General features: G+C 72.1%; 22 protein-coding genes. 11 read left to right on the forward strand and 11 right to left on the reverse strand.

Features of this window, described 5'->3' with window-relative positions:
* Window positions 1-364 precede the first annotated feature (364 nt).
* The 3 genes from lnt to Q7T52_RS00520 all read left to right on the forward strand — a co-directional run bounded on the left by lnt (window position 365) and on the right by Q7T52_RS00520 (window position 3,202).
* The gene (gene lnt / locus Q7T52_RS00510) at window positions 365-1,909 is read left to right on the forward strand and encodes an apolipoprotein N-acyltransferase (RefSeq protein WP_304798444.1); all 1,545 of its coding nucleotides are present in this window, start codon (window positions 365-367) and stop codon (window positions 1,907-1,909) included.
* 17 nt (window positions 1,910-1,926) lie between these two features.
* Entirely contained in the window at window positions 1,927-2,655 is a 729-nt protein-coding gene (locus tag Q7T52_RS00515) for a polyprenol monophosphomannose synthase (RefSeq protein ID WP_304798519.1), read from the forward strand.
* A 94-nt stretch (window positions 2,656-2,749) separates the two neighbouring features.
* Window positions 2,750-3,202 (forward strand): FxsA family protein, encoded by a 453-nt coding sequence (locus Q7T52_RS00520; RefSeq protein ID WP_304798446.1) that lies wholly within the window; start codon window positions 2,750-2,752, stop codon window positions 3,200-3,202.
* A 22-nt stretch (window positions 3,203-3,224) separates the two neighbouring features.
* Here Q7T52_RS00520 and Q7T52_RS00525 read toward each other — a convergent pair whose 3' ends face one another.
* The 4 genes from Q7T52_RS00525 to Q7T52_RS00540 form a co-directional block, all read right to left on the reverse strand.
* Entirely contained in the window at window positions 3,225-3,611 is a 387-nt protein-coding gene (locus Q7T52_RS00525; protein ID WP_304798449.1) for an RNA polymerase-binding protein RbpA, read from the reverse strand.
* Window positions 3,612-3,803: 192 nt separating this feature from the next.
* Window positions 3,804-5,198, reverse strand: coding sequence for an MFS transporter (locus Q7T52_RS00530; RefSeq protein ID WP_304798452.1), 1,395 nt, complete (start codon window positions 5,196-5,198; stop codon window positions 3,804-3,806).
* 35 nt (window positions 5,199-5,233) lie between these two features.
* Window positions 5,234-6,025, reverse strand: a complete 792-nt coding sequence (locus tag Q7T52_RS00535; protein ID WP_304798454.1) for a glycerophosphodiester phosphodiesterase family protein — start codon at window positions 6,023-6,025, stop codon at window positions 5,234-5,236.
* 55 nt (window positions 6,026-6,080) lie between these two features.
* Entirely contained in the window at window positions 6,081-6,491 is a 411-nt protein-coding gene (locus Q7T52_RS00540; RefSeq protein ID WP_304798457.1) for a VOC family protein, read from the reverse strand.
* 97 nt (window positions 6,492-6,588) lie between these two features.
* On the opposite strand from Q7T52_RS00540, the gene Q7T52_RS00545 reads away from it, so the two are divergent.
* Entirely contained in the window at window positions 6,589-7,530 is a 942-nt protein-coding gene (locus Q7T52_RS00545; RefSeq protein WP_304798460.1) for a YafY family protein, read from the forward strand.
* A 33-nt stretch (window positions 7,531-7,563) separates the two neighbouring features.
* Here Q7T52_RS00545 and Q7T52_RS00550 read toward each other — a convergent pair whose 3' ends face one another.
* Window positions 7,564-9,090, reverse strand: a complete 1,527-nt coding sequence (locus tag Q7T52_RS00550; RefSeq protein ID WP_304798463.1) for a UDP-N-acetylglucosamine 1-carboxyvinyltransferase — start codon at window positions 9,088-9,090, stop codon at window positions 7,564-7,566.
* A 113-nt stretch (window positions 9,091-9,203) separates the two neighbouring features.
* Here Q7T52_RS00550 and Q7T52_RS00555 point away from each other — a divergent pair, with 113 nt between their 5' ends.
* Window positions 9,204-10,220 carry a zinc-dependent alcohol dehydrogenase family protein gene (locus Q7T52_RS00555; RefSeq protein ID WP_304798466.1) on the forward strand — a complete coding sequence of 339 codons (1,017 nt, stop codon included), beginning with the start codon at window positions 9,204-9,206 and terminating at the stop codon, window positions 10,218-10,220.
* Between the two features lie 36 nt (window positions 10,221-10,256).
* On the opposite strand, the gene Q7T52_RS00560 is transcribed toward Q7T52_RS00555, so the two are convergent.
* Window positions 10,257-10,418, reverse strand: a complete 162-nt coding sequence (locus tag Q7T52_RS00560) for a hypothetical protein (protein WP_304798469.1) — start codon at window positions 10,416-10,418, stop codon at window positions 10,257-10,259.
* A 235-nt stretch (window positions 10,419-10,653) separates the two neighbouring features.
* Here Q7T52_RS00560 and Q7T52_RS00565 point away from each other — a divergent pair, with 235 nt between their 5' ends.
* From Q7T52_RS00565 to Q7T52_RS00585, 5 genes are all read left to right on the forward strand, one after another.
* A complete protein-coding gene (locus Q7T52_RS00565; protein WP_304798472.1) occupies window positions 10,654-10,932 on the forward strand; it encodes a DUF3072 domain-containing protein in 279 nt (92 codons plus the stop codon).
* Window positions 10,933-10,980: 48 nt separating this feature from the next.
* Window positions 10,981-11,958 (forward strand): YafY family protein, encoded by a 978-nt coding sequence (locus tag Q7T52_RS00570; RefSeq protein ID WP_304798475.1) that lies wholly within the window; start codon window positions 10,981-10,983, stop codon window positions 11,956-11,958.
* 109 nt (window positions 11,959-12,067) lie between these two features.
* Window positions 12,068-13,054 (forward strand): diguanylate cyclase, encoded by a 987-nt coding sequence (locus Q7T52_RS00575; protein ID WP_304798478.1) that lies wholly within the window; start codon window positions 12,068-12,070, stop codon window positions 13,052-13,054.
* A 76-nt stretch (window positions 13,055-13,130) separates the two neighbouring features.
* Window positions 13,131-13,517 carry a DUF1801 domain-containing protein gene (locus tag Q7T52_RS00580; protein ID WP_304798481.1) on the forward strand — a complete coding sequence of 129 codons (387 nt, stop codon included), beginning with the start codon at window positions 13,131-13,133 and terminating at the stop codon, window positions 13,515-13,517.
* 8 nt (window positions 13,518-13,525) lie between these two features.
* Entirely contained in the window at window positions 13,526-15,925 is a 2,400-nt protein-coding gene (locus tag Q7T52_RS00585; RefSeq protein ID WP_304798483.1) for an excinuclease ABC subunit UvrA, read from the forward strand.
* A gap of 3 nt (window positions 15,926-15,928) precedes the next feature.
* On the opposite strand, the gene Q7T52_RS00590 is transcribed toward Q7T52_RS00585, so the two are convergent.
* From Q7T52_RS00590 to Q7T52_RS00600, 3 genes are read right to left on the reverse strand one after another with little or no spacing between them, the layout of a single operon-like run.
* Window positions 15,929-16,732 carry an ABC transporter ATP-binding protein gene (locus tag Q7T52_RS00590; RefSeq protein WP_304798486.1) on the reverse strand — a complete coding sequence of 268 codons (804 nt, stop codon included), beginning with the start codon at window positions 16,730-16,732 and terminating at the stop codon, window positions 15,929-15,931.
* Window positions 16,729-17,793, reverse strand: coding sequence for an iron chelate uptake ABC transporter family permease subunit (locus Q7T52_RS00595; RefSeq protein ID WP_304798489.1), 1,065 nt, complete (start codon window positions 17,791-17,793; stop codon window positions 16,729-16,731). Before Q7T52_RS00595 ends, Q7T52_RS00590 begins: the two co-directional genes overlap by 4 nt.
* Window positions 17,790-18,878, reverse strand: a complete 1,089-nt coding sequence (locus tag Q7T52_RS00600) for an iron ABC transporter permease (RefSeq protein WP_304798491.1) — start codon at window positions 18,876-18,878, stop codon at window positions 17,790-17,792. Before Q7T52_RS00600 ends, Q7T52_RS00595 begins: the two co-directional genes overlap by 4 nt.
* Window positions 18,879-18,951: 73 nt before the next feature.
* On the opposite strand from Q7T52_RS00600, the gene Q7T52_RS00605 reads away from it, so the two are divergent.
* Complete coding sequence (locus tag Q7T52_RS00605) at window positions 18,952-19,962, forward strand: iron-siderophore ABC transporter substrate-binding protein (RefSeq protein ID WP_304798494.1); 1,011 nt, start codon at window positions 18,952-18,954, stop codon at window positions 19,960-19,962.
* Between the two features lie 86 nt (window positions 19,963-20,048).
* Here the strand turns inward: Q7T52_RS00605 and argS are convergent, their stop codons facing one another.
* Window positions 20,049-21,788, reverse strand: coding sequence for an arginine--tRNA ligase (gene argS / locus Q7T52_RS00610; RefSeq protein ID WP_304798496.1), 1,740 nt, complete (start codon window positions 21,786-21,788; stop codon window positions 20,049-20,051).
* Between the two features lie 36 nt (window positions 21,789-21,824).
* A complete protein-coding gene (locus Q7T52_RS00615) occupies window positions 21,825-23,414 on the reverse strand; it encodes a hypothetical protein (protein ID WP_304798499.1) in 1,590 nt (529 codons plus the stop codon).
* Window positions 23,415-23,456: the final 42 nt, after the last annotated feature.

Raw genomic sequence — 23,456 nt, forward strand, 5'->3', positions numbered from 1 at the left:
AGGCCTCGCCGTTTCGCGCCGAGAATCAGACCGCGAGATGCTCGGGGTCAAGTATCGCCGCAGGCGACCGCCCAGCGGCGCCAAATGCGTCCTTGACGCCGAGACGCGGTCTGCTACGCGCGCGGCCACCCGACCCGGACCACCCGTGACCCGGCGACAGAGACGTGCCTTCGAGGCTCGCTGCGCTCGCACCTCAGCCGACGTGTGCTGCGCTCGCACCTCAGCCGACGTGTGCTGCGCTCGCACCTCAGCCGACGTGTGCTGTGCTCGCACCTCAGCCGACGTGTGCTGCGCTCGCACCTCAGCCGACGGGTCGCTCGCACCTCGGCCGAGGCCACACATGACCGACCGGTAGCCTCGGCCCGTGCTCGCCCGCTCCCTCGTCGCGGCGCTCGCCGGGGTCGTGCTGTCGTTCGCGTTCGAGCCGGTGGCCGTCGCCTACGTCATGCCGTTCACGCTGGCGGCGTACGCGCTGTGCACGCGCGAGCTGCGGTCGCGGGCGGGGTTCGTGGTGGGGCTGGCGTTCGGGGTCGGGTTCTACTTCCCGCACATCTACTGGATGAGCCCGTCCATCGGGCTGCCGGCGTGGCTGGCGCTGGCGGCGACCGAGGCGTTCTTCTACGGCGTGCTGGGAGCCCTGTCGCCGATCCTGCAGCGGCTGCGGGCCTGGCCGGCATGGCTGGCGGCGGCGTGGGTGGCGATGGAGACCATCCGGGCGACGTGGCCGTTCAGCGGGATGCCGTGGGGACGGCTGGGGTTCGGGGTGGTGGACACCCCGTTCGCGCCGGCTCTGGCCTACGTGGGCGTCAACGGCGTCAGCCTGCTCGTCGCGGTGCTCGGCTTCCTGCTCGCACGGCTGGTGACCACGCCTCGGGGCGACGAGCGGCTCTTCACGCTCGGCTCGGTCGTGCTGGTGACCGCGGCGTCCGTCGTGCCGGCACTCGTCCCGTGGACGCTCGCCACGACCGGCGAGACGACGGTGGCGGCGGTGCAGGGTGACGTGCCCGGGCGCGGCAACGACGTGCTGTTCGACATCGAGCAGCTCACCCAGAACCACGTCGACGCCACGGTGGACCTCGCCGACCGGGTCGCGGCGGGGGAGTCACCGCGGCCCGACTTCGTCGTGTGGCCCGAGAACTCGACGGCCCGTGACCCGTTCGAGGACGCCACCATCAACGCCGGCATCACCCGGGCCGTGGAGGCGATCGGCGTGCCCGTGCTGGTCGGAGGGATCGTCGACGCGGGGCCCGACCACGTGCTCAACCAGGGCATCGTCTGGGACCCCGAGACCGGCGCCGGCGACCGCTACGCCAAGCGCCACCCGGTGGCCTACGGCGAGTACATCCCGCTGCGCGACCACCTCCCCGACAGCTGGGTCAACAGCGGCCAGCTCGCCCGCATCCCGCGCGACATGCTCAGCGGCAGCCGCAGCACCCCGCTCACGATCGCCGGGGTCGACGTCGCCGACTCGATCTGCTTCGACATCGCCTACGACGACGGCATCAAGGTCCAGGTCGACAACGGCGCGGAGATCCTGGCCGTGCAGACGAGCAACGCCAGCTTCATCTTCACCGACCAGATCGAGCAGCAGTTCGCGATCACCCGAGCCCGGGCCATCGAGAGTGGGCGGTACGTCGTCGTGGCGGCCACCAACGGGGTCTCGGGCGTCATCGCCCCCGACGGCTCCGTCGTCGACCGCACCCAGCGGCGCACGCAGGACGTCGTGGTCGAGACCGTCGAGCTGAAGTCCGGCACCACCCCCGGGCTGGGCGTCGGCGAGGCACTGCGCGCCGCGACGCCCTGGGTGACCGTCGTCGGAGTGGTGTGGGGCATCATGCTCCGACGCCGCAAGCCGACCGCTTCGGCCCAGACCCAGCCGACCGCCGAGACCGAGGACCAGCCAGCGTGACCGACCCGAGCATCGTGATGGTGCTCCCGACCTACGACGAGGCCCTCAACCTCGCCTGGATCGTCGGGCGCCTCCACGTGGCCCAGCCCGGTGTCGACGTCCTGGTCGTCGACGACCAGTCACCCGACGGGACCGGCGCCATCGCCGACGGGCTCGCCGCCGCCGACCCCCGGGTGCACGTGCTCCACCGCAGCGCCAAGGGCGGCCTCGGGGCGGCCTACCTCGCCGGCTTCGCCTGGGCGCTCGACCACGGCTACGACGTCGTCGGCGAGATGGATGCCGACGGCTCCCACCAGCCCGAGCAGCTGCAGCGCCTGGTCGACGCGCTGCCCGGGGCCGACCTGGTCATCGGGTCGCGCTGGATCCCCGGCGGCAGCGTCGTCAACTGGCCGCTCCGCCGCGAGCTGCTGTCACGCGGCGGCAACCTCTACGTGCGGCTCCTCCTCGGGATCTCCGTCCGCGACGCGACCGCCGGCTTCCGGCTGTTCCGGCGCGCCACCCTCGAGGCGATCGACCTCGACCAGGTGCGCTCGACGGGCTACGTCTTCCAGACCGACCTCGTGACCCGGACCCTGCACGCCGGGCTCGTGGTCCGGGAGGTGCCGATCGAGTTCGTCGAGCGGGTCCGCGGGGAGTCGAAGATGAGCGGCTCGGTCGCCACCGAGTCGCTGCGCCGGATCACCGTGTGGGGCCTCCGTGAGCGTCGCGAGCAGCTACGCCGGGCCCTGGGCCGACGGCGTACCTGAACGGTGCCCCCGAGCCGTTGACCCGCACCGACCTAGACTCGGGCCCATGGCCACCGAGCGACCCGCACGCCCCCGCCGCCGTCGGCTGTCGTGGGTGCTGCTGATCGCCTTCGTCATCGTGCCGATCGCCGAGATCTACGTGCTCATCCAGGTCGGCCAGGTGATCGGGGCCTGGTGGACGATCGTGCTGCTCGTCGCCGACAGCATCCTGGGCAGCTGGCTGATCAAGCGCGAGGGCGGTCGTGCCTGGCGGGCGCTCAAGTCGGCCCTCGAAAGTGGACGGATGCCGGCGACCGAGCTGTCGGACGGCGCCCTGATCCTCATCGGCGGGACGCTGATGCTCAGTCCCGGGTTCGTCACCGACGTGTTCGGGATCCTGCTGATCCTGCCGTTCACGCGGCCGTTGTTCCGCCGCGTACTGGGCGACGTGGTGACGCGCCGGCTCGCCGTCGTGGGGCCGGTCCCGGGCGCCGCTGCCCGCGGTTTCGGGTCCCCGGACGCACGACACCCCGGACCTGTGGTCCGGGGTGAGGTGGTGGACGACTAGCGCTCGCTGCTGATCGCCGTGATCAGGCGGTGGCGCGGGTCTTCTTCTTGGTGGCGCGGTGGAGGTGGGCGGGACCGATCTCGCCGCCGCGGAGCAGGTCGAGACGTTCCTTGAGGATGTCCTCGAGCTCCTTCTCGGAGCGGCGTTCGAGGAGCATGTCCCAGTGGGTGCGGACGGGCTTCTCGGCCTTCTCGATCCGCTCGATACCGGACGTGCTGAGGCCCTCGGCACCGCAGCGCGGGCATTCCCACACCGCCGGGACCTCGGCCTCGACCGACATCGTGATCTCGAAGTCGTGACCCTGCTGACAGCGGTAGCCGACCTGCTGACGAGCTGCGAACTCGATGCCGCGCTCGTCCTCGAAGCTCTGACCCCCGAGCCGTGCGCCACGCAGTGTGCGCTCTGCCATGAGGCACCTCCAAACCTGTGTGCGTGGACGTCGCGATCGAGCGGGACGCCCGACCGTGTTCGTTCAACGTTACCCAGCAGGCCAAGATTCCACGCTCGTTCAGACCCACGAACTCAATTTCTCAGGTGAATCACGAGAACGACCGGCAAATCGGGTCACATCGGGCTGAGCAGCAGGTCAGCACCCCACCCGTCAGGGTGAGACCGAGGTGCGGAGCGGCTCCGGGACGGTGTTGCCGGCCTCGCGAATGCCGCGCTCCGGGTCGAGGCGCAGCAGGAAGAACCCGCCGATCGCGAAGAACGCGATGAGGGCCAGCAGGGCCGGGCGGTAGGAGTCGGTGAGCTGGAAGACGAGGGCGAACACGAACGTGCCGAGCCACGACGTCCCGCGCTCGCAGGCGTTGTAGAGGGCGAAGTACTCGCCCTCCCGACCGCGGGGGATGAGCAGGCTGAAGAACGAGCGCGAGAGCGCCTGGGTGCCACCCAGGACCAGACCGATCGCCACGGCGACGAGCATGAAGAGCGGCACGTTGTCCTCGGGCAGGAAAAATGCCAGGACGACGATGACGATCCACACGAAGACTCCGTAGAGGATCGGCTTGTAGCTGCCGACCCTGGCCGCGATCTTGCCGAACAGCAGCGCCCCGCCGAAGGCGACGAACTGGATGAGCAGGATGGTGCCGATCAGCACGCTGTCGCCGAAGCCGAGGGTCTTGGAGCCGTAGGTGGACGCGGCGTAGATGACGGTCTGGATGCCGTCGTTGAAGAACAGGTAGGCCGCCAGGAAGGTCAGCGTCATCGGGTAGCCGCGGAGCTCCTTGAGGGTGCGCCAGAGCTGGCCGAAGCTCCGGTCGATCACGCTGCCACTCACCGCGACCGGGTCGGCCGGCGGGCGGTCGCGCAGGCGCAGGAACGGGATGACGGTGAACGCCGCCCACCACACGGCCGCCGACAGCAGCGACAGCCGGACGGCGAACGAGCTGCTGAGCCCGATCGCGTCGTGGCCGAGGAACATGCCGAGGTTGATCGCGAGCAGCACGCCGCCGCCGAGGTAGCCGAACGCCCAGCCACGCGAGGAGACGTGGTCGCGCTCGGCCTCGGTCGAGATGTCGACCAGGATCGCGGAATAGCTGACCAGCGAGCAGCCGGCCAGGACGCTGCTGAACACCACCGCGACGGCGCCGATCTGCCAGTCGTCGTCCTTCATGAAGAACAGCAGCGACGCGAACGCGGCGCCGGCCCACGCGAAGGACGCCATGTGACGCTTCTTGTGCGACGACCGGTCGACGAAGGCACCGACCACCGGAAGCACGAACGCGCTGAGGATCGTCGCGAAGCTCGTCAGGTAGAAGGGCAGCGACCCCGCGGCGAGGTCGAGGCCGAGCAGTCCGACGGTGTTGCCGCACGACGCGGCGTCGTCGAGGTTGTCGGGACAGCCGGCCGCGTTGCCGGCCACCTCGATCATGTACGGCGCGAACATGACGCTGAGGATCGTCGTGAAGTAGGCGCTGTTGGCCCAGTCGTACCAGTACCAGGCCTTCTGCTCCTGGGCGCGTTCGAGCGGCGCCAGATCCGCGATTCCCGTCATGAGTCCCTCCCCAGGGCCGTCGTCGTTGGCAGCCTTCATCGGTGCTCCAGCCACTGTCCGCGCTCGGCGAGCACGTCCTTCAGCACGTCGGTGCGATCGGTGAACAGGCCGTCCACCCCACGGTCGAGGAGCTCCCCGATCTCCTCGGCCGTGTCGATCGTCCAGACGTGCACATGCTTGCCTGCCGCGTGCGCCCGGCGCACGAGCCGCGCCGTGGTGACCACGAGCCGCCCGCGCCGGTGCGGCACCTGGAGGGCGTCGAAGTCGGCGCGGCGGCGCACCCCGGTCAGGAACGCCGCGACCTCGACCGGCGCCGCCGACGTGGCGACGCGGCCCCCGGTGAGTCGCCGGAACTCGCGCAGCCGGGCGAGCGAGAACGACCCGACGAGCAGGTCGTCCCACAGGTCGCGGGCCGCGATGAAGTCGGCGAGGGGACGTACGGCGCCGTCGGACTTGAGGTCGACGTTGAACCGCGCGCCCGGCACCTCGTCGACGAGCGCGGCGAAGGTCGGGATCTCCTCGCGCCCGCCGACGCGGGCCCGGCGCACGTCGGCGTGGGTCAGTCCGGCGATCGCGCCCTGCTGGTCGCTGACCCGGTCGAGGACGTCGTCGTGGAAGGCCATCAGGACGCCGTCGGCGGTCGCGTGGACGTCGGTCTCGAGGTAGCGGTAGCCGAGGTCTGCGGCGTGCCGGAACGCCTGGAGGGTGTTCTCGAGCCCCTCGATGTCGGGGTGGTAGGCGCCGCCGCGGTGGGCCAGCGCGAGAACGGCGCCGGGTTGCTCCAGCACCTCGTCGAGGTAGGCGCGTCCGGTGCGGGGCGGGGTCACCGGGGCAGTATGTCGCTCCTGCGGGCCGAGCGGCGTGAGCACCCGGACTCGGGCCTCACTGGTCGAGCATCGCGAGGTAGTGCTCGTTGAACATCACGCCGAGCACGTTGCCGAACGGGTCGACGACCGAGGCGGTGACGAAGCCCGGGCCCTGCTCGGTCGGGGGAGCGTGCTCGGTGCAGCCGAGGTCGAGGAGCCGTTGGTGTGCGGCGTGGACGTCGTCGACGGCCCAGTAGGTGACGACGCCGACGGTGCCGGGCGTGGCGGGCCGCCCGCCGGGGACGAAGCGGGCGTCGAGGATGCCGAGCTCGGCCTGGTGGTCGCCGATGCGGAACTCGACGTATGCCGTCCGCCCGGCGACCTGCTTGTCGAAGTAGGCCGGGACGCCGAGCAGGTCGGCGTACCAGTCGCGGGCTGCGGTCACGTCGTCCGCGGAGTAGGTGATGGTGCTGAGTCCTCGCAGCATGTCGGTGCTCCTCGTCGGGTGGGTGGTGGTGCTGACAGGAGCCACGATGCCGCCTAAAGTGATCACCTCGTGATCACGTTGTTCGGAAGGTGAGGACATGCGCGCCGACCGCCTCGTGGCCACCGTCCTCCTGCTCCAGCAGCGCGGTCGGGTGACCGCTGCCGACCTCGCCGTAGAGCTCGAGGTGTCGGTCCCGACCGCCCGCCGCGACCTCGAGGCCCTGTCGAGCTCCGGGGTGCCGGTCTATCCGCAGCCCGGCCGCGGCGGCGGGTGGCAGCTCGTCGGGGGAGCGCGCACCGACCTCAGCGGGCTGTCGGCCGCGGAGGCGCAGGCGCTGTTCCTCCTGCTCGGCCCGTCGGCGGGCGGCAGCCCCGAGACCCGGGCCGCGCTCCGCAAGCTGCTCCGCGCCCTGCCGGCGACGTTCCGCGACGAGGCCGAGGCGGCGGCCGGCACGACGCTCGTCGACCGCGCCGGCTGGGGCGGGGTCGAGCGCGAGCGCCCGGTGCTCGTCGACACCCTGCAGGCCGCGGTCGTGCGTCGGCGGCGCGTACGGCTGACCTACGCCGACGCGCGCGGTCGCACCAGCGAGCGGCTCGTCGAGCCGTGGGGCGTCGTCGACAAGGACGAGACCTGGTACGTCGTCGCCGGCACCGACCGCGGCCGGCGGACCTTCCGGGTCGACCGGGTCGTCGACGCCGAGGTCACCGCCGAGACCTTCGAGCGGCCGAGCGACCTGGTGCTCGACGAGGCGTGGCGCGAGACCGTCGGCGCGATGGAGGAGAGGCGGTCGCGCACGTCGGCGACGGTGCTCGTCGACGAGCGGTTCGTGTTCGTCTTGCGCGACCACTTCGGCCGGCACTGCTCGGTCGTGGGGTCCGAGCCCGACGGGCGGGCGAGGGTCGAGGTCGCCGCGCCGACCGCGCTCGACCTGGCCCGCACGCTCGCGGGCTGGGGCGGTCGGCTCGAGGTCGTCAGGCCGGCGTCGGTGCGCGCGGAGCTCGCGCGGATAGGTTCCGAGCTCGTGGCGTCGTACGGCTGACGTCAGCTGGCGGCCGGCCCCGACCGCCGTCGGTCAGATGTCGCGGAACGTCTCGATGTTGGCGCCGAGGGTGTTGAGGCGCTCGGCGAGGTCCTCGTAGCCGCGGTGGATGACGTAGGTCGAGCGCAGCACCGAGGTGCCCTTGGAGGCGAGCATGGCGAGGAGGATGACGACCGCCGGGCGCAGGGCCGGGGGACAGACGAGCTCGGCGCCGGAGAACGACGTGGGGCCCTCGATCATCACGCGGTGCGGGTCGAGGAGCTTGACCTGGCCGCCGAGCTTGGTGAGCTCGGTGAGGTAGATGGCGCGGTTCTCGTAGACCCAGTCGTGCAGGAAGGTCTGGCCCTCGGCGACGGCGGCGATGACGGCGAAGAACGGCAGGTTGTCGATGTTGAGGCCGGGGAACGGCATCGGGTGGATCTTGTCGAGCGGGGCGATCAGCTGCGACGGCTTGGTGTGGAGGTCGACGAGGCGGGTGTGGCCGTTGCGGGCGACGTACTCCTCGGAGCGGTCGTAGTGGAAGTTCATCTCCTCGAGCACCGCGAGCTCGATCTCGAGGAACTCGATCGGCACCCGCTTGATGGTGATCGACGACTTGGTGACGATCGCGGCGGCGAGCAGCGACATCGCCTCGATCGGGTCCTCGCTGGGGGCGTAGTCGACGTCGACGTCGATGGTCTCGAGACCGGTGATGCGCAGGGTGGTGGTGCCGACTCCCTCGATCTGCACGCCGAGCTTCTGCAGGTAGAAGCAGAGGTCCTGGACCATGTAGTTGCTCGAGGCGTTGCGGATGATCGTCTCGCCGGGGTGGAGGGCGGCGGCCATGAGGGCGTTCTCGGTGACGGTGTCGCCGCGCTCGGTCAGCACGATCGGGCGCGTCGGCTCGACGGCCTTGTTGACGTGGGCGTGGTACATCCCGTCGGTCGCCTTGACCTCGAGGCCGAAGGGCCGCAGCGCGGTCATGTGGGGCTCGACGGTGCGGGTGCCGAGGTTGCAGCCGCCGGCGTAGGGGAGCTCGAAGGCGTCGGCGCGGTGTAGGAGCGGGCCGAGGAACATGATCACCGAGCGGGTACGCCGCGCGGCCTCCTCGTTGATCTGGCTGAGGTCGAACTCCTTGGGGGGGACGATCTCGAGGTCGCCGTCGTTGCCGATCCAGCGGGTCTGCACACCGAGGCTGTTGAGCACCTCGAGCAGCCGGTTGACCTCCTCGATGCGCGCGACCTTGCGCAGCGTCGTACGACCCCGGTTGAGCAGCGAGGCGCAGAGCAGCGCGACGCCGGCGTTCTTGGAGGTCTTGACGTCGATCGAGCCCGACAGGGTCGTGGGGCCCTGCACCCGCAGGTGGGTCGGGCCGGCGCCGAGCGCGACGATCTCGGAGTCGAGGGCCTCGCCGATGCGGGCCAGCATCTCGAGGGAGAGGTTCTGGTGACCCTTCTCGATCCGGTTGATCGCGCTCTGGCTCGTGCTGAGCAGATCGGCGAGCTGGGCCTGCGTGAGACCCCGGTGCTTGCGTGCGTCGCGGATGAGGTTGCCGATGCGTCCCTTGTAGTCCACAGCCATGTCCCTCACCGTAACTCACATGTGAGATATCGGTGCAAGCGCGCGCGGGCGTGGCGAGCGTCTCCGTCCCGGCGGTTCGGGTCCGGGCGTCTCGTCCTGGTTGGATCGAGCGCATGAAGGCCACGGTGATCCACGGACCCCGCGACATCCGTTTCGAGGAGGTCCCCGACCCCACGATCACGGCGCCCACCGACGCGATCGTCAAGGTGCACGCGTCCTGCATCTGCGGGTCCGACCTGTGGCCCTACCGCGGCGACGACGAGACGACGAAGGCCCACACCATCGGGCACGAGTGCCTCGGCGTGGTCGAGGAGGTCGGCTCCGCCGTCCGCGACTTCAAGCCCGGCGACTTCGTCGTCGTGCCGTTCGACCACTGCGACAACACGTGCCCGGCCTGCCTCAACGGCGCCCACTCCGCCTGCGACAACCTCGGGATGACGACGAGCGGGCAGGGTGAGTACGCCCTCGTCACGCAGGCCGACGGCTCGCTCGTCAAGACTGACGGGGTCCCCGACGCCGACCTGGTCCCCTCGCTGCTCGCCCTCTCGGACGTCATGGCGACCGGCTGGCACGCCGCCGTCGCGGCCGGCGTCCGCAAGGGCGGTACGGCGGTCGTCGTCGGTGACGGCGCCGTCGGGCTCTGCGGCGTCCTCGCCGCTGCCCACATGGGCGCCGAGACCGTCATCGCGATGTCGCGCCACGAGCCCCGCCAGGCGCTCGCGCGCACGTTCGGCGCGACGCACGTCGTAGCCGAGCGGGGCAAGGAGGGCGTGGCCGCCGTCAAGGACATCCTGGGCGGTGTCGGCGGCGACGCCGTGCTCGAGTGCGTCGGCAACGGCCCGGCCTTCGAGCAGGCGTTCCGCGTGGCGCGGCCCGGCGGGACCGTCGGGTTCGTCGGCGTGCCCCACGCCGCCGAGGCGCCGCTGCGGGTGATGTTCGGGAAGAACGTCGGGCTGGCGGGCGGCATGGCGCCGGTGCGGCGCTACCTGCCCGAGCTCCTCGACCTGGTGCTCAGCCGGGCGATCGACCCGGGCCTGGTCTTCGACCTGACGCTGCCGCTCGACCAGGTGGCCGAGGGCTACCGCGCGATGGACGAGCGCACCGCGATCAAGGTGCTGCTCCAGCCCTGACGCCGAGGGGTCGGCCACACGGGCCGACGGGGTCGATCAGGCGACGAGCACGCGCTCGCTGGCGCCGGGCATGACGCACGGCGCGCAGCCGCAGGTGTCGCTGCACGCCAGGTAGGTGTGCACGGCGTGGCCGCAACGCAGGCACGGCAGGTCGTGGGTCAGGTGGCCGGAAGCCTGGTCCTGGTGGGAGTCCCACATCGGGTCCACCTCCTTCTCTCTCGCTCGTCGGTGCTCGTCGGTCGGTGCTGACGGTGCGGCCCGAGCTGCTGAACTGTTCATCGGTCGTCCGACCCCTCGACGTTAGGACTCGTCGGCGCCTCGGCTGATACGCACGCGCCGATCTGGTCACAACGGACTAGGGATTGTGGCCAGGAGGGCCCCTCCCTCCGTCAGGGTGGGCTGCGGACGGCCCACGACGACGTACGTTCGGGACATGAGCGAATCGAACAGCCATTCGACCGACCCGCAGACCGATCCCGACAACGAGGCGCCCACCGGTGACGTCCTCGGTGGCGAGGCGTCCAACACGACCGAGAAGGACCCCGACGACTGGGTGACCGGTGACGAGCCCATGACCGGCGCCCAGCGCAGCTATCTCGACACCCTGGCCCGCCAGGCGGGAGAGACGATCTCCGCCGACCTCACCAAGGCCCAGGCGAGCGAGCACATCGACCGGCTGCAGGACGCGACGGGCCGCGGCACCGACTCCTAGGACTCAGGCCCGAGGGCCCACGTCGGTGGGGCGTCCTAGGCTGCGCGGATGACCGAGTTCCGCGCCGACGACGCCTCGCCGACGGCCCGCGCGCTGGTCGCGCTCGAGCTGATCCAGGACCGCCCCGGGGTGTCGGGGGAGCGGCTCGGGGAGCGGCTCGGCGTGACCTCGCGGGCCGCCCGCCGCTACGTCGGGATCCTGCGCCAGGCCGGTATCCCGGTCGAGTCGACGCCCGGCAAGCACGGCGGCTACCGGGTCGGCCGCGGGTTCCGGGTCCCGCCACTGATGTTCTCCACCGACGAGGCGCTCGCCCTCGTCATGGCGGCCGTCCGCGGCCGCGGAGCCGTGGGCGGCGACGGCGCGGTCGACGCCGCGCTCGACAAGATCGTCCGGGTGCTGCCGGCTGCCGTCGCCGGGCCGGCCGAGGCGCTGCGTGGCATCGGGGCGGCACAGCCCGTGCTCGACGGTCCCGACCCGCGCCTGGCCAGCGACCTGGCGCGCGCCGCGCAGGACGGCTCACGGCTCCGGCTGACCTATCGCACCCACCCCGACCGCGAGGCGCGCGAGATGCTCGTCGACCCGTGGGGTGTCCACCTGCGCCACGACCGCTGGTACCTCCTGTGCTGGTCGCACTCCGCCGACGCCAAGCGGGTGCTGCGTCTCGACCGGGTCGAGGCCTGCGTCCGGCTCGACGAGCGGTTCGTCCCGCCCGCCGACCTCGACGTCGTCGCCACCGTCGACGACCACATGTCCGAGGGCTGGGGGAGGGCCGTCGTCGTGGTCGTCGACGCCGCGCTCGACGACGTCGCCGCCTGCCTGCCGCGCAGCCTCGGCCGCCTCGAGTCGCTCGACGACCGCCGCACCCGGATCGTCGGCAGCACCGACGACCCGGGCTGGTACGCCTGGCAGCTGCTGCGGGTCGACGCGACGTTCGAGGTCGAGCAGCCCGCCGAGCTGGCCGAGGAGTGCCGGCGCCTGGGGCGTCGCCTGCTGGGAGCGGCGGGCGAGGAGCAGTCCCCGCAGTGACGGGCCCCACGGATGGCCGGGGCCGCGTCGCGGTCACGTCCGACCGCCGCTAGTTTGGTCCCGCCCGTCGCGAGGGACGGCGGTTCGTGGAGGGGGCCATGGTCGAGTGGTGCTGACGCTCGTGACGATCGCGTCCGTGGTGGTCGCCGCCATGGCCGTCGCCCGTCTGCGCCAGCGTGGCCGCCGGCTGACGGCGCTCACCACCGAGCGGGCCGCCCTGCAGCGCCAGTGGGAGCGGCTCGGCGAGGAGCTGCCCGACACGGTGGTGCTCGTGCTCGACGCAGACCTGCGGCACCGGCGGGTCTCCGGGACGGGGGACCGGCACCGGGAGGTCGAGCCGTGGGTCGGTCGGACCCTGGCCGAGTGCTCGCCGCCCGCCGACGTACGCCTCCTCGAACCGCTCTACCGGGCCGCCCTCGACGGCCTTCCCGGGTCGGTCGAGACCCGGCCCGACGGCGACGGGACCCCGCAGCACCACACCGTCGTGCCGTACACGTGGGAGGGGTCCCCGGCGGTCCTGGTCGTCGCCCGCGACGTCCGGCCGGTCCACCAGCACGAGGCCGACCCGGCCCGCTCGGTCGGCGAGGGTCGCCCCCTCTCCCACCACGACCCGCTGACCGGTCTGGTGAACCGGCGGAGCTTCGACGAGGTCCTCGCCGAGCACCTCCTGGCCTGCGCCGACGTCACGGCCGACGGTCCGTGCGGCGCCGTGGTGGTGCTCGACATCGACCACTTCCAGCGGGTCAACGACGCGCTGGGCCACCACGTCGGCGACCGACTGATCGTGTCGGTCTCCGAGCTGCTGATGACCGCCCTGCGCGAGACCGACGTGGTGGCGCGGCTGGGCGGCGACGAGTTCGCGGTGCTGCTGCGCGACGCCGACGACGTGGTCGCCTCCCGGGTCGCCCAGCGCGTGGTCGACGTCGTGAGACGCCACACGGCCGGGGTGCCCGAGGTGACCGGCGCCGTCACGGCGAGCGCCGGCGTCCGGGTCATCACCGACGTCGCCACCAGCGCCCACGACCTGATGGTCGACGCCGACACCGCGATGTACGACGCCAAGCGGGCCGGGCGCGACCGTTTCGTCATGGCGTGAGCCGACCTGTCACACCGTCGTCGGCCCGTTCGTCACCTGGTAGTACTGGTGCCGCACCGACCGTGAGGAGAGACCCATGAGCAAGTCCGACGACGCGACGACCACCACCCCGAGCGAGCTGATCGACGAGCGCATCGCCGCGCTCGGCGACTGGCGGGGCGAGACCCTGGCGCGGGTGCGCGCCCAGATCAAGGACGCCGTCCCCGACGTCGTCGAGACGTGGAAGTGGCGCGGGGTCCCCGTGTGGGAGCGTGACGGCATCATCTGCACCGGCGAGTCCTACAAGAGCTACGTCAAGCTCACCTTCTTCAAGGGGGCCAAGGTCGACGACCCCGACGGACTCTTCACCTCCGGGCTCGACGGCAACGCCCGCCGCGCCATCGACCTGCACGAGGGCGACGTGCTCGACGAGCGGGCGTTCGCGGCGCTGGTCCGCGCGGCCGTCGCCGTGAACCAGGCCTAGACGACACGATGCCGACGAAGCCGACGAAGCCGACGAAGCCGACGGAGCCCAAAGCCCCCGCGGCCGACAGCCACGACCTCATCCGGGTCGTCGGTGCGCGCGTCAACAACCTCAAGGACGTCAGCGTCGACCTGCCCAAGCGGCGCCTGACGGTCTTCACCGGCGTCTCGGGCTCCGGCAAGAGCTCGCTGGTGTTCGGCACGGTCGCGGCCGAGTCGCAGCGGCTGATCAACGAGACCTACCCCGCGTTCGTGCAGGGCTTCATGCCGAGCCTGGCTCGCCCCGAGGTCGACGTGCTGGAGGGGCTGACGACGGCGATCATCGTCGACCAGGAGCGGATGGGCTCCGACCCGCGCTCGACGGTCGGCACCGCCACCGACGTCTACGCGATGCTGCGCATCCTCTTCAGCCGGCTCGGCACCCCCCACGTCGGCGGGCCCCAGGCCTTCTCGTTCAACGTCGCCTCGATCTCCGGCGCCGGTGCGGTGACCTTCCAGAAGGCGGGCCAGACGACCAAGGAGCGGCGCGAGTTCAGCGTCACCGGTGGCATGTGCCCGCGGTGCGAGGGCCGGGGGAGCGTGCAGGACTTCGACCTCACCGCGCTCTACGACGAGACCAAGTCGCTCAACGAGGGCGCCCTGACGATCCCGGGCTACACGATGGACGGCTGGTACGGGCGGATCTACCGGGGCTGCGGCTGGTTCGACCCCGACAAGCCGATCGGCAGGTATACCAAGAAGGAGCTCGCGGACCTGCTCCACAAGGACGCCACCAAGATCAAGGTCGAGGGCATCAACCTGACCTACCTCGGTCTCCTGCCCCAGATCAAGAAGACGTTCCTGGCCAAGGACGTCGACTCCATGCAGCCCCACATCCGGGCGTTCGTGGAGCGGGCGGTCACCTTCACGACGTGCCCCGAGTGCGGGGGCAGCCGGCTCAGCGAGCTCGCGCGGTCGTCGAAGGTCAAGGGCAGCAACATCGCCGAGCTCTGCGCGATGCAGATCAGCGACCTGGCCGGGTGGGTGCGCGACGTCGAGGACGCGTCGATGGCCCCGTTGCTCGAGGCGCTCGTGGAGACGCTCGACTCGTTCGTCACCATCGGTCTGGGCTACCTGTCGCTCGACCGGCCGTCGGGCACGCTCTCGGGCGGCGAGGCCCAGCGCACCAAGATGATCCGGCACCTCGGCTCGGCCCTCACCGACGTGACCTACGTCTTCGACGAGCCGACGATCGGCCTGCACCCCCACGACATCCAGCGGATGAACGAGCTGCTCCTCCAGCTGCGCGACAAGGGCAACACGGTGCTCGTCGTGGAGCACAAGCCGGAGGCGATCGCGATCGCCGACCACGTCGTCGACCTCGGACCCGGCGCCGGTACGGCGGGAGGCACCGTCTGCTTCGAGGGCACGGTCGACGAGCTGCGGGCCAGCGACACGGTGACCGGCCGGCACCTCGACGACCGGGCCCGGCTCAAGGACTCGGTGCGCACGCCGATGGGGGTGCTCGAGATCCGTGGCGCCGCGACCCACAACCTCCGTGACGTCGACGTCGACGTGCCGCTCGGCGTCCTCGTCGTCGTGACCGGCGTGGCCGGCTCCGGCAAGAGCTCGCTGATCCACGGCTCGGTCGCGGCCCGCGACGGCGTGGTGGCGGTCGACCAGGCCGCCATCCGCGGGTCGAGGCGCAGCAACCCGGCGACCTACACCGGACTGCTCGACCCGATCCGCAAGGCCTTCGCCAAGGCCAACGGCGTCAAGCCGGCCCTGTTCAGCGCCAACTCCGAGGGCGCCTGCCCCCACTGCAAGGGCGCCGGCGTGATCTACAGCGACCTCGGCATCATGGCCGGCGTGGCCACCCCGTGCGAGGTGTGCGAGGGCAAGCGCTTCGAGGCGTCGGTGCTCGACTACACGTTCGGCGGCCTCGACATCAGCGAGGTCCTCGGGCTGTCGGTGGCCGAGGCCGAGCGCTTCTTCGGCGAGGGGGGCGGCGCCCTGCCCGCCGCCCACAAGGTCCTCGACCGCCTCGTCGACGTCGGCCTCGGCTACCTCACGCTGGGCCAGCCACTGACGACCCTGTCCGGCGGCGAGCGTCAGCGCATCAAGCTGGCCACGCACCTGGGGGAGAAGGGCGGCGTCTACGTCCTCGACGAGCCGACCACCGGGCTCCACCTGGCCGACGTCGACAACCTGCTCGGACTCCTCGACCGCCTCGTCGAGTCGGGCAAGTCGGTCATCGTCATCGAGCACCACCAGGCCGTGATGGCCCACGCCGACTGGATCATCGACCTCGGCCCGGGCGCCGGGCACGACGGCGGCACCGTGGTGTTCGAGGGCACGCCGGCCGACCTCGTCGCCACCGGGAGCACGACGCTGACCGGCGAGCACCTGGCGGCCTACGTCCACGGCTGAGCGTCAGCGCACGTTGCCGCGGCTCGTGGGGACCACGAGCGGGGTGCCGGAGACTGGATCGTCGATCACGACGCACGGCAGGCCGAAGACGTCGTGGACCAGCTCGGCGGTGAAGACGTCGCCGGGCGGCCCCTCGGCGGCGATGGCGCCGTCCTTCATGACGATCAGGTGGGTGGCGTAGCGCGTCGCCTGGTTGAGGTCGTGGAGCACGGCGACGAGGGTGCTGCCGCCGCGGTTGAGGCCGGCGAACAGGTCGAGCAGGTCGATCTGGTGGGCGATGTCGAGGTAGGTCGTCGGCTCGTCGAGGAGCAGGAGCGGCGTCTCCTGCGCCAGCGCCATCGCCACCCAGACCCGCTGGCGCTGGCCGCCGGACAGCTCGTCGACGGGCCGGGAGGCGAGGTCGGCGACGCCGGTGGCCGCCATCGCCTCGTCGACGGCGGTCTTGTCGGACGGCGACCACTGCCGGATCAGGCCCTGGTGGGGGTAGCGGCCGCGGCCGACGAGGTCGGCGACCGTGATGCCGTCGGGGGCCATCGACGTCTGGGGGAGGAGCCCGACGAGGCGGGCCGCCTCCTTGGCGCCGTACTCCGTGACGGCCCTGCCGTCGAGCACGATCCGGCCCTCCTTGGGCTTGAGCAGCCGGGCGAGGGAGCGCAGCAGGGTCGACTTGCCGCAGCCGTTGGGTCCGATGATGACCGTGAACGACCCGTCGGGGATCTGGACGCTGAGGTCGGTGGAGATCACCCGGCGGTCGTAGGCGAGGGTGACGTTCTCGGTGGCGAGCCGGGAGTCCGCGGTGGTGGTCATGAGGCCTTCTTCCGGGCTTCGGAGGCGAGGAGCCAGAGCAGGTAGACGCCGCCGACGACGACGGTGACGACGCCGGCCGGGAGCTGCTGGGGGAACCAGTGCTGGGCCGCGAAGTCCGCGAGCAGCATGAGGAAGGCCCCGGTCAGCGCCGAGGCGACGAGGGGCAGACCCGCCGAGCGGCAGAGCCGGTGCGCGATCTGGGGGGCGGACAGCGCGACGAACGCGATGGGTCCGGCGACGGCGGTCACGGCCGCGGTGAGCGCGACCGCGGTGACGATGAGCGAGAGCCGGATCGGCTCCACGGGCACGCCGTGGGCACGGGCCGCGTCGTCGCCCAGCTCGAGCTGGCGCAGCGGGCCGCTCAGCACGGCGACGACCGGCAGGAGCACGCCGACCAGCACCAGGGCGGGCAGCACGTCGCTCCACGTGAGGAGGCTGAACGAGCCGGCGCCCCAGGTCGCCGCGGCCACGGCGACCTCGAGCTTGGCGCGCAGCAGCAGATAGCTGTTGACCGAGGCGAGCATCGCGGTGACGGCGATGCCGACGATGACGAGCCGGAACCCGGCGACGCCTCCGCGCCAGGCCAGGGCGTAGACCACCAGGGCCGTGCCGATGCCGCCCACCAGCGCCCCGACCGAGATCGCGCTGCTGCTCGTGCCGGTGCCGAGGACCGTGATGACCACGAGCGCTCCTGTGTAGGCGCCGGTGGAGAAGCCGATGACGTCGGGGGAGCCGAGCGGGTTGCGGGTCAGGCTCTGGAAGACGGCTCCGGAGATGCCGAGGGCAGCGCCGAACACGAGCGCCGTCAGGATGCGGGGGAGTCGCTCGTGCAGGATCACGTAGCGCGGGTAGCCGCCGCCGATGTCGCGGACGTAGCCGATCACCTCGGCGGGCGACATCTTCAGGCTCCCGGTGCCGAGGGCGACGACGGCCAGGACCGCGCAGGCCGCGAGGAGCACCAGCGACACGACGCCGGCCCGGGTGCGGGTCCGGCGTACGGCGCCTTTGCGGGCACGCTCGGCCGAGGCCGGGGCCTCGGGGAGGTCGAGCGAGGCGCTCACAGCGCGGCCACCCGGTAGCGACGGGCGAGCACGACCAGCACCGGGGCGCCCAGCACGGCGGTGACGATGCCGGCGGGGATCTCGCCGACCGGCAGCAGGAGCCGGCCGACGATGTCGGCGACCAGCAGCAGAACCGGGGCGAGGACGACGCTGAACCCGATGATCCAGCGTTGGTCGGGCCCCGAGATCCGGCGGGCCACATGGGGGACCATCAGGCCGATGAAGGTGATCGGTCCGGCGATGGCGGTCGCGCCGCCCGCCAGCAGCGTGATGGCGAGGACGGCGACGACGCGGGTGCGGAACACGTTGGCGCCCAGGCTCGAGGCGAGGTCGTCGCCCAGGGCCACGGCGTTGAGCGCGCGGCCGAGCAGCAGGGCGACGACCACGCCGGCGACGACCCACGGCGCGGCCGGCACGATGACCTCCCACCCGCGGGTCTTGAGCGAGCCGGCCTGCCAGGCGCGCAGCGCGTCAAAGGAGCGGGGGTTGGTCAGCACCAGGCCGGAGGTGATGCCGTTGAGCAGGGCCGCTAGGGCCACCCCGGCCAGGGTGAGCCGGGCGATGCTCACGGACCCACGGTGGACCGCGCCGATCGTGTAGACGAGCACGGTCGCGACGAGCGCTCCGAGGAAGGCGAGCCACAGGTAGGTCGACGGCGCGACCGCTCCGGCGAGCGCGATGCCGAGCGCCACGGCGAACGCCGACCCGGCGGTGACGCCGAGGATCCCGGGGTCGGCGAGCGGGTTGCGGGTCACGGCCTGGATCAGCGCGCCGGCGACGCCGAGGCCGAGGCCCGCCACGAGCGCGGCGACCGTGCGGGGGAGCCGGTCGTCGATGACGACGGCCTGCTGGAAGGAGTCCTCCGAGCCGTGCAGGAGGGCCCGCCAGACGACGTCGAGCGAGATCGACGTCGACCCGACCGTGAGGCTGAGGGCGCAACCGGCCAGCAGCACCAGGAGGGCGATGCCGAGACCGACCAGCTTGGTGGACAGCGCCCGGACCGGTACGTCGGCGCCGACCGCACCACCGGCCGCGTCGGTCGCGCCACCGGCGGCCGGTGCCGTGGGGCGCTCGTCGGTCTCCATGGGTTAAGGTTAGGGTAACCTAAACCCGCTCGCAGGAGAGGGTGCACTCACCCGTTCTTCCGAGAGGTTCCCCATGTCGTTCCCCGCCCTCCGGCGCACCCTCGCCGCCGCCGCGGCCGGTGTCGTCGCCGTCACCCTCACCGCCTGCACCGACTCGCGCGACGACGAGCCCGCCGGCGACGGCGGGAGCAGCGCCGAGGCGCCCGAGACCCGCACCATCGCCACCAAGTTCGGCGACGTCGAGGTCACGGGGGAGCCGACCAAGGTCGTCGCCCTCGGCTGGGGTGACGCCGAGACCGCGCTCGCGCTCGGCGTGCAGCCCATCGGCGCGTCGGACTGGCTCGCGTTCGGCGAGGACGTCGACGGTGTCGGCCCGTGGGCCCAGGACCTCTACGACCAGTCGCCGACCTTCTTCGGCACCCTCGAGCTCGACACCCAGGCCGTCGGCGCGCTCGAGCCCGACCTGATCCTCGACGTGCGCGGCTCCGGCGACGAGGACCGCCACGAGGCGCTGGAGAAGATCGGCGTCCCGGTCATCAGCGTGCCCGACGGCGGCGACAACTACCTGACCACCACAGAGCAGCAGGTGACCATGATCGCCGCCGCCCTCGGCAAGGAGGACCTGGGCAAGGAGCTGCTGGCCGGCGTCGACGACGCGTTCAGCACCGCCGCCGAGGAGCACCCCGAGTACGCCGGCAAGACCTCGACCGTCTCGGCCTACTCCAGCGACGGCTGGGGCGTCTACACGTCCGGCGACGCGCGCGTGCAGTTCCTCGAGAACCTCGGCTTCACGCAGAAGCCCGAGGTCGAGGCGGCCGCGACCGACAACTTCTTCATCCCGGTCTCCAACGAGGAGCTCGAGCTGCTCGACGCCGACGTGGCCGTGAGCTTCCCGATCTTCGTCGAGGCCTCCGAGATCACCGACCAGCCGCTCTACAACGCGTTGCCGGTCGTCGAGGAAGGTCGCTCGGTCCTGATCGAGGACCCGGTGCTCGCCAACGCGTTCTCGATCGCCACCACGCTGGGCATCGAGTACGCCATCGACAACGTGGTGCCGCTGCTCGCCGAGGCCGCCGCGGCCTGACGCAGGATCTCCTGTCGCAGCACCTCCACCACGCTGACCCGTCGTAGATCTACGACGGGTCAGCGTGTTCTCGGTGAGATCTGCGGCTACATCCGCTCGGGGGCCTCGATGCCGAGCAGGTCGAGGCCGGTGACCAGGACCCGCAGCGTCGTCGCGCAGAGCGCCAGCCGCGAGGCGCGGACCCGCTCGTCCTCGGCCTTGAGCACCGGGCAGTGCTCGTAGAACTGCGAGAACGCCTGCGCGAGCCCGAAGAGGTAGCCGCAGAGCCGGTGCGGCTCGAGGTGCAGACCGACCGCGGTGACGACCGGGCCGAGCTCGAGGAGGGCCAGGGCGAGGACGCGCTCGGCCGGCTCGACGACGTCGACCGGGACGGCGGTCGTGGCGTCGTCGGGGTGCACGCCGGCGTTGCGGAAGATCGACCGGATCCGTGCGGTGGCGTACTGGATGTAGGGGCCGGTGTTGCCGGTCGGCGCCACCATCCGGGCGAGGTCGAAGACGTACTCGCTGTCGTGGGCGACCGAGAGGTCGGCGTACTTGACGGCGGCCATCGCGACCTGGGGCGCGACGGCGGTGCGGGTCGCCTCGTCCAGCTCGGGCCGGTGCTCGTCGAGGACCGCGCGGGCGGCGGCGACGGCCTCGTCGAGCAGCGCCATCAGGCGCAGAGGTGCGCCGCTGCGGGTGCGCAGGATCTTGCGGTCGTCGCCGAGCACGTTGCCGATGCGGACGTGGACGGTCTCGACCTCCGGGGGCAGCCAGCCGGCCTTGCGGGCTGTGGCCCACACCATCTCGAGGTGGAGGGCCTGGGGGGCGCCGATGACGTAGAGCATCCGGTCGGCCCCGAGCGTGCGGACGCGGTGCCGCACGGTGGCCAGGTCGCTGGTGGCGTAGCCGTAGCCGCCGTCGGACTTGCGGATGATCAGCGGCTGCGGCCGCCCCTCGCGTCCGGTGTAGCCGTCGAGGAAGACGCACAGCGCGCCCTCGCTCTCGACGGCGATCCCGGCCTGGGTCAGCTCGTCGCAGACGGCCGCCAGGTCGTCGTCGTACGTCGACTCGCCGGCCAGGTCGTCGTCGGCCAGGCTGATGCCGAGGCGGGCGTAGATGGCGTTGAAGTAGTGCTTCGACAGCCCGACGAGCCGGCGCCAGACCTCCAACGAGTGCGGGTCACCCGCCTGGAGCGCCACCACGCGGGCCCGGGCGCGGGTCGCGAAGGCCTCGTCGGCGTCGAACCTCGTGCGCGCCGCCTGGTAGAACGCGTTGGGGTCGGTCTCGACCAGCCGCGCCTCGGGGGACTCCTCACCGACCTCGAGCAGGTGCTCGAGGAGCATGCCGAACGGCGTGCCCCAGTCGCCGATGTGGTTCTGGCGGACCACCCGGTGCCCGAGGTGCTCGAGGGTCCGGGCCAGCGCGTCGCCGACGACCGTCGTGCGCAGGTGGCCGACGTGCATCTCCTTGGCGACGTTGGGCGCGGAGTAGTCGATCGGGACGGTCAGCGCGTCCTCGACCGGTACGCCGAGCCGCGGGTCGGCGGCCATCGCCGTCGTCTGCGCCGAGACCCACCCGTCACCGATCGTCAGGTTGAGGAACCCGGGACCGCTGACCTCGACGCGGTCGCAGACGTCGTCGACCTCGAGGTGCACGACGATGCGCTCCGCGACCTCGCGGGGCCTGAGTCCGAGCCGCTGGGCCAGCGCCAGCGCCGCGTTGACCTGGACGTCGGCGTACTGGCTCGGGCGCAGCACCGGGTCGGCGTCCTGGAAGTCCGGGCCGAAGGCTCGCTCGATCGCGGCGGAGACCCGGGGGGACAGGACGGCCTCGGGCGACAGCATGTCCTCCACCCTAGGTAGGGCGTGCCGGGCACATCGTCAGCAGGTGGGGCGGGTGGAGGCGCGCAGGGGAGGGGCCGTCGGGGCCTGGCGGCCGCGGCCGAGGGGGAAGGCGCGCTGCCAGTCGGAGATGAGGCCCGCGTGCCGCATCTCGGCGGAGCCGGAGCCCACGAGGGAGAGCCGCAGCGTCATCGGCACGTCGCTGCTCGCGGCGGCCGAGCGGACGGAGCCGATCGGCTTGCCGTTGAGGAACCAGGTCACGGCCCGCGGCGTGACCTCGACGGCGAAGGCCGGGTCGGCGTTGGTGATGCCGCCCGTACGTCGGGTGGCGCGCCACTGGCGGTCGCCGGCGGCGAGGCCGAACGACATCGTCGTCCCGCGTCCGGTGAACTGGGCGATCGTGATGTCGTGGGCGCCGCAGTCGCTGTCGGCGGGGTTGGCGGGCACGAGCTCGGCGCTCATCCGGTAGGCCGCGCCGGGCTCGTTGCGGAACGCCCGTGAGCGCAGGCGCAGCTCCCAGCGGCCGTACTTCTGGGCGTTGCCGACCAGGGTGGCCCGGGTCGTCCCGACGTCGCCCGAGCCGGTGCCGCGCGCGGACTCCAGCGACAGGCCGCCGTTGTGCTTGCTGGCCTTGCCGAGGCCGTCGGCGTAGTCGAGCCAGGTGCCGCGCGGGTTGGTGCCGCGCGGTGCGGTGGTCAGGGACTCGCCGCGCTCCCAGTCGAAGTCGAACAGCGCGGGGCCCCAGAGCCAGCGGCGCGACGCGGTCGTGCTGGCGGCGACGCCGGTGTCGATCGCGCGCGCCGTCGTGACCGTGGTGTCCGTGGTGACCGTCCCGCGGGCCGCCGGCGGCACCGGCGCGGCCGGCTGGTCGGCGACCACGATCCGGATCGGGAACGACGGGAACCAGCCGATCCGGCTGCCCGCCCTGGTCCAGCTCTCCTCGCGGGCGCGATAGACGACGGTGCCGGCAGGCTCGACGAGCCCGGGGAAGAACGCGAACCCGTCGGCCGCCGCCGGGGCGCGCCCGAGGGTGGTCCAGGTGTCGCCGTCGACGCGGCGCTGCAGGGTGACCAGGCGGCCGGGGAAGACGGGCGTGCCGCTCGCGTTGCTCGGGTAGGCCGGCGACGGGCTGGTGTCGACCGTGACGCCGAACGGCTGTCCGGGGCGCGCGCGGCCCGGGGACCGCGGGCGCCGGGGGTCGGTGCCCGAGACCCAGAGCGCGACGTCCTGGGTCTTGGCGTCGAAGGTCACCCGTGACGTCGCGCGCGGTCCGCCCTTCACGCGGAAGCTGACGCCGAACATGCTGGGCGCCGGATAGGTGAACGAGAACGTGCCGTTGGCCCGCGTGCGCCGCGAGAACCCGGCGATCGTGTCCCAGGTGTCACCGGGGCGGTTCATGTTCTGCTGCAGCACGATCCGGCGGCGTCCCGGGACGCCCAGGCTGCCGGTCCAGCGCAGACCCTGCCCGCCGACGTACGACGACGGCGTGACGTGGAGCCCGGACCGACCGGCGCGCTCGGTCGCTGTCGGCGGCCCGGGTGGCACGGCGCCGGCTGGTGGCACGGCCGGTGCCACGGGCGCCAGGAGGACGAGGGTGAGCAGGAGGGCGAGGGGCGTGGAGGCGCGCACAGGAGGTCCCGGGGGGGAGGGGGCGGGGGGCCTCCAGTGTGC

The organism is Nocardioides sp. (genome assembly GCF_030655615.1).
Classification (GTDB): domain Bacteria; phylum Actinomycetota; class Actinomycetes; order Propionibacteriales; family Nocardioidaceae; genus Nocardioides.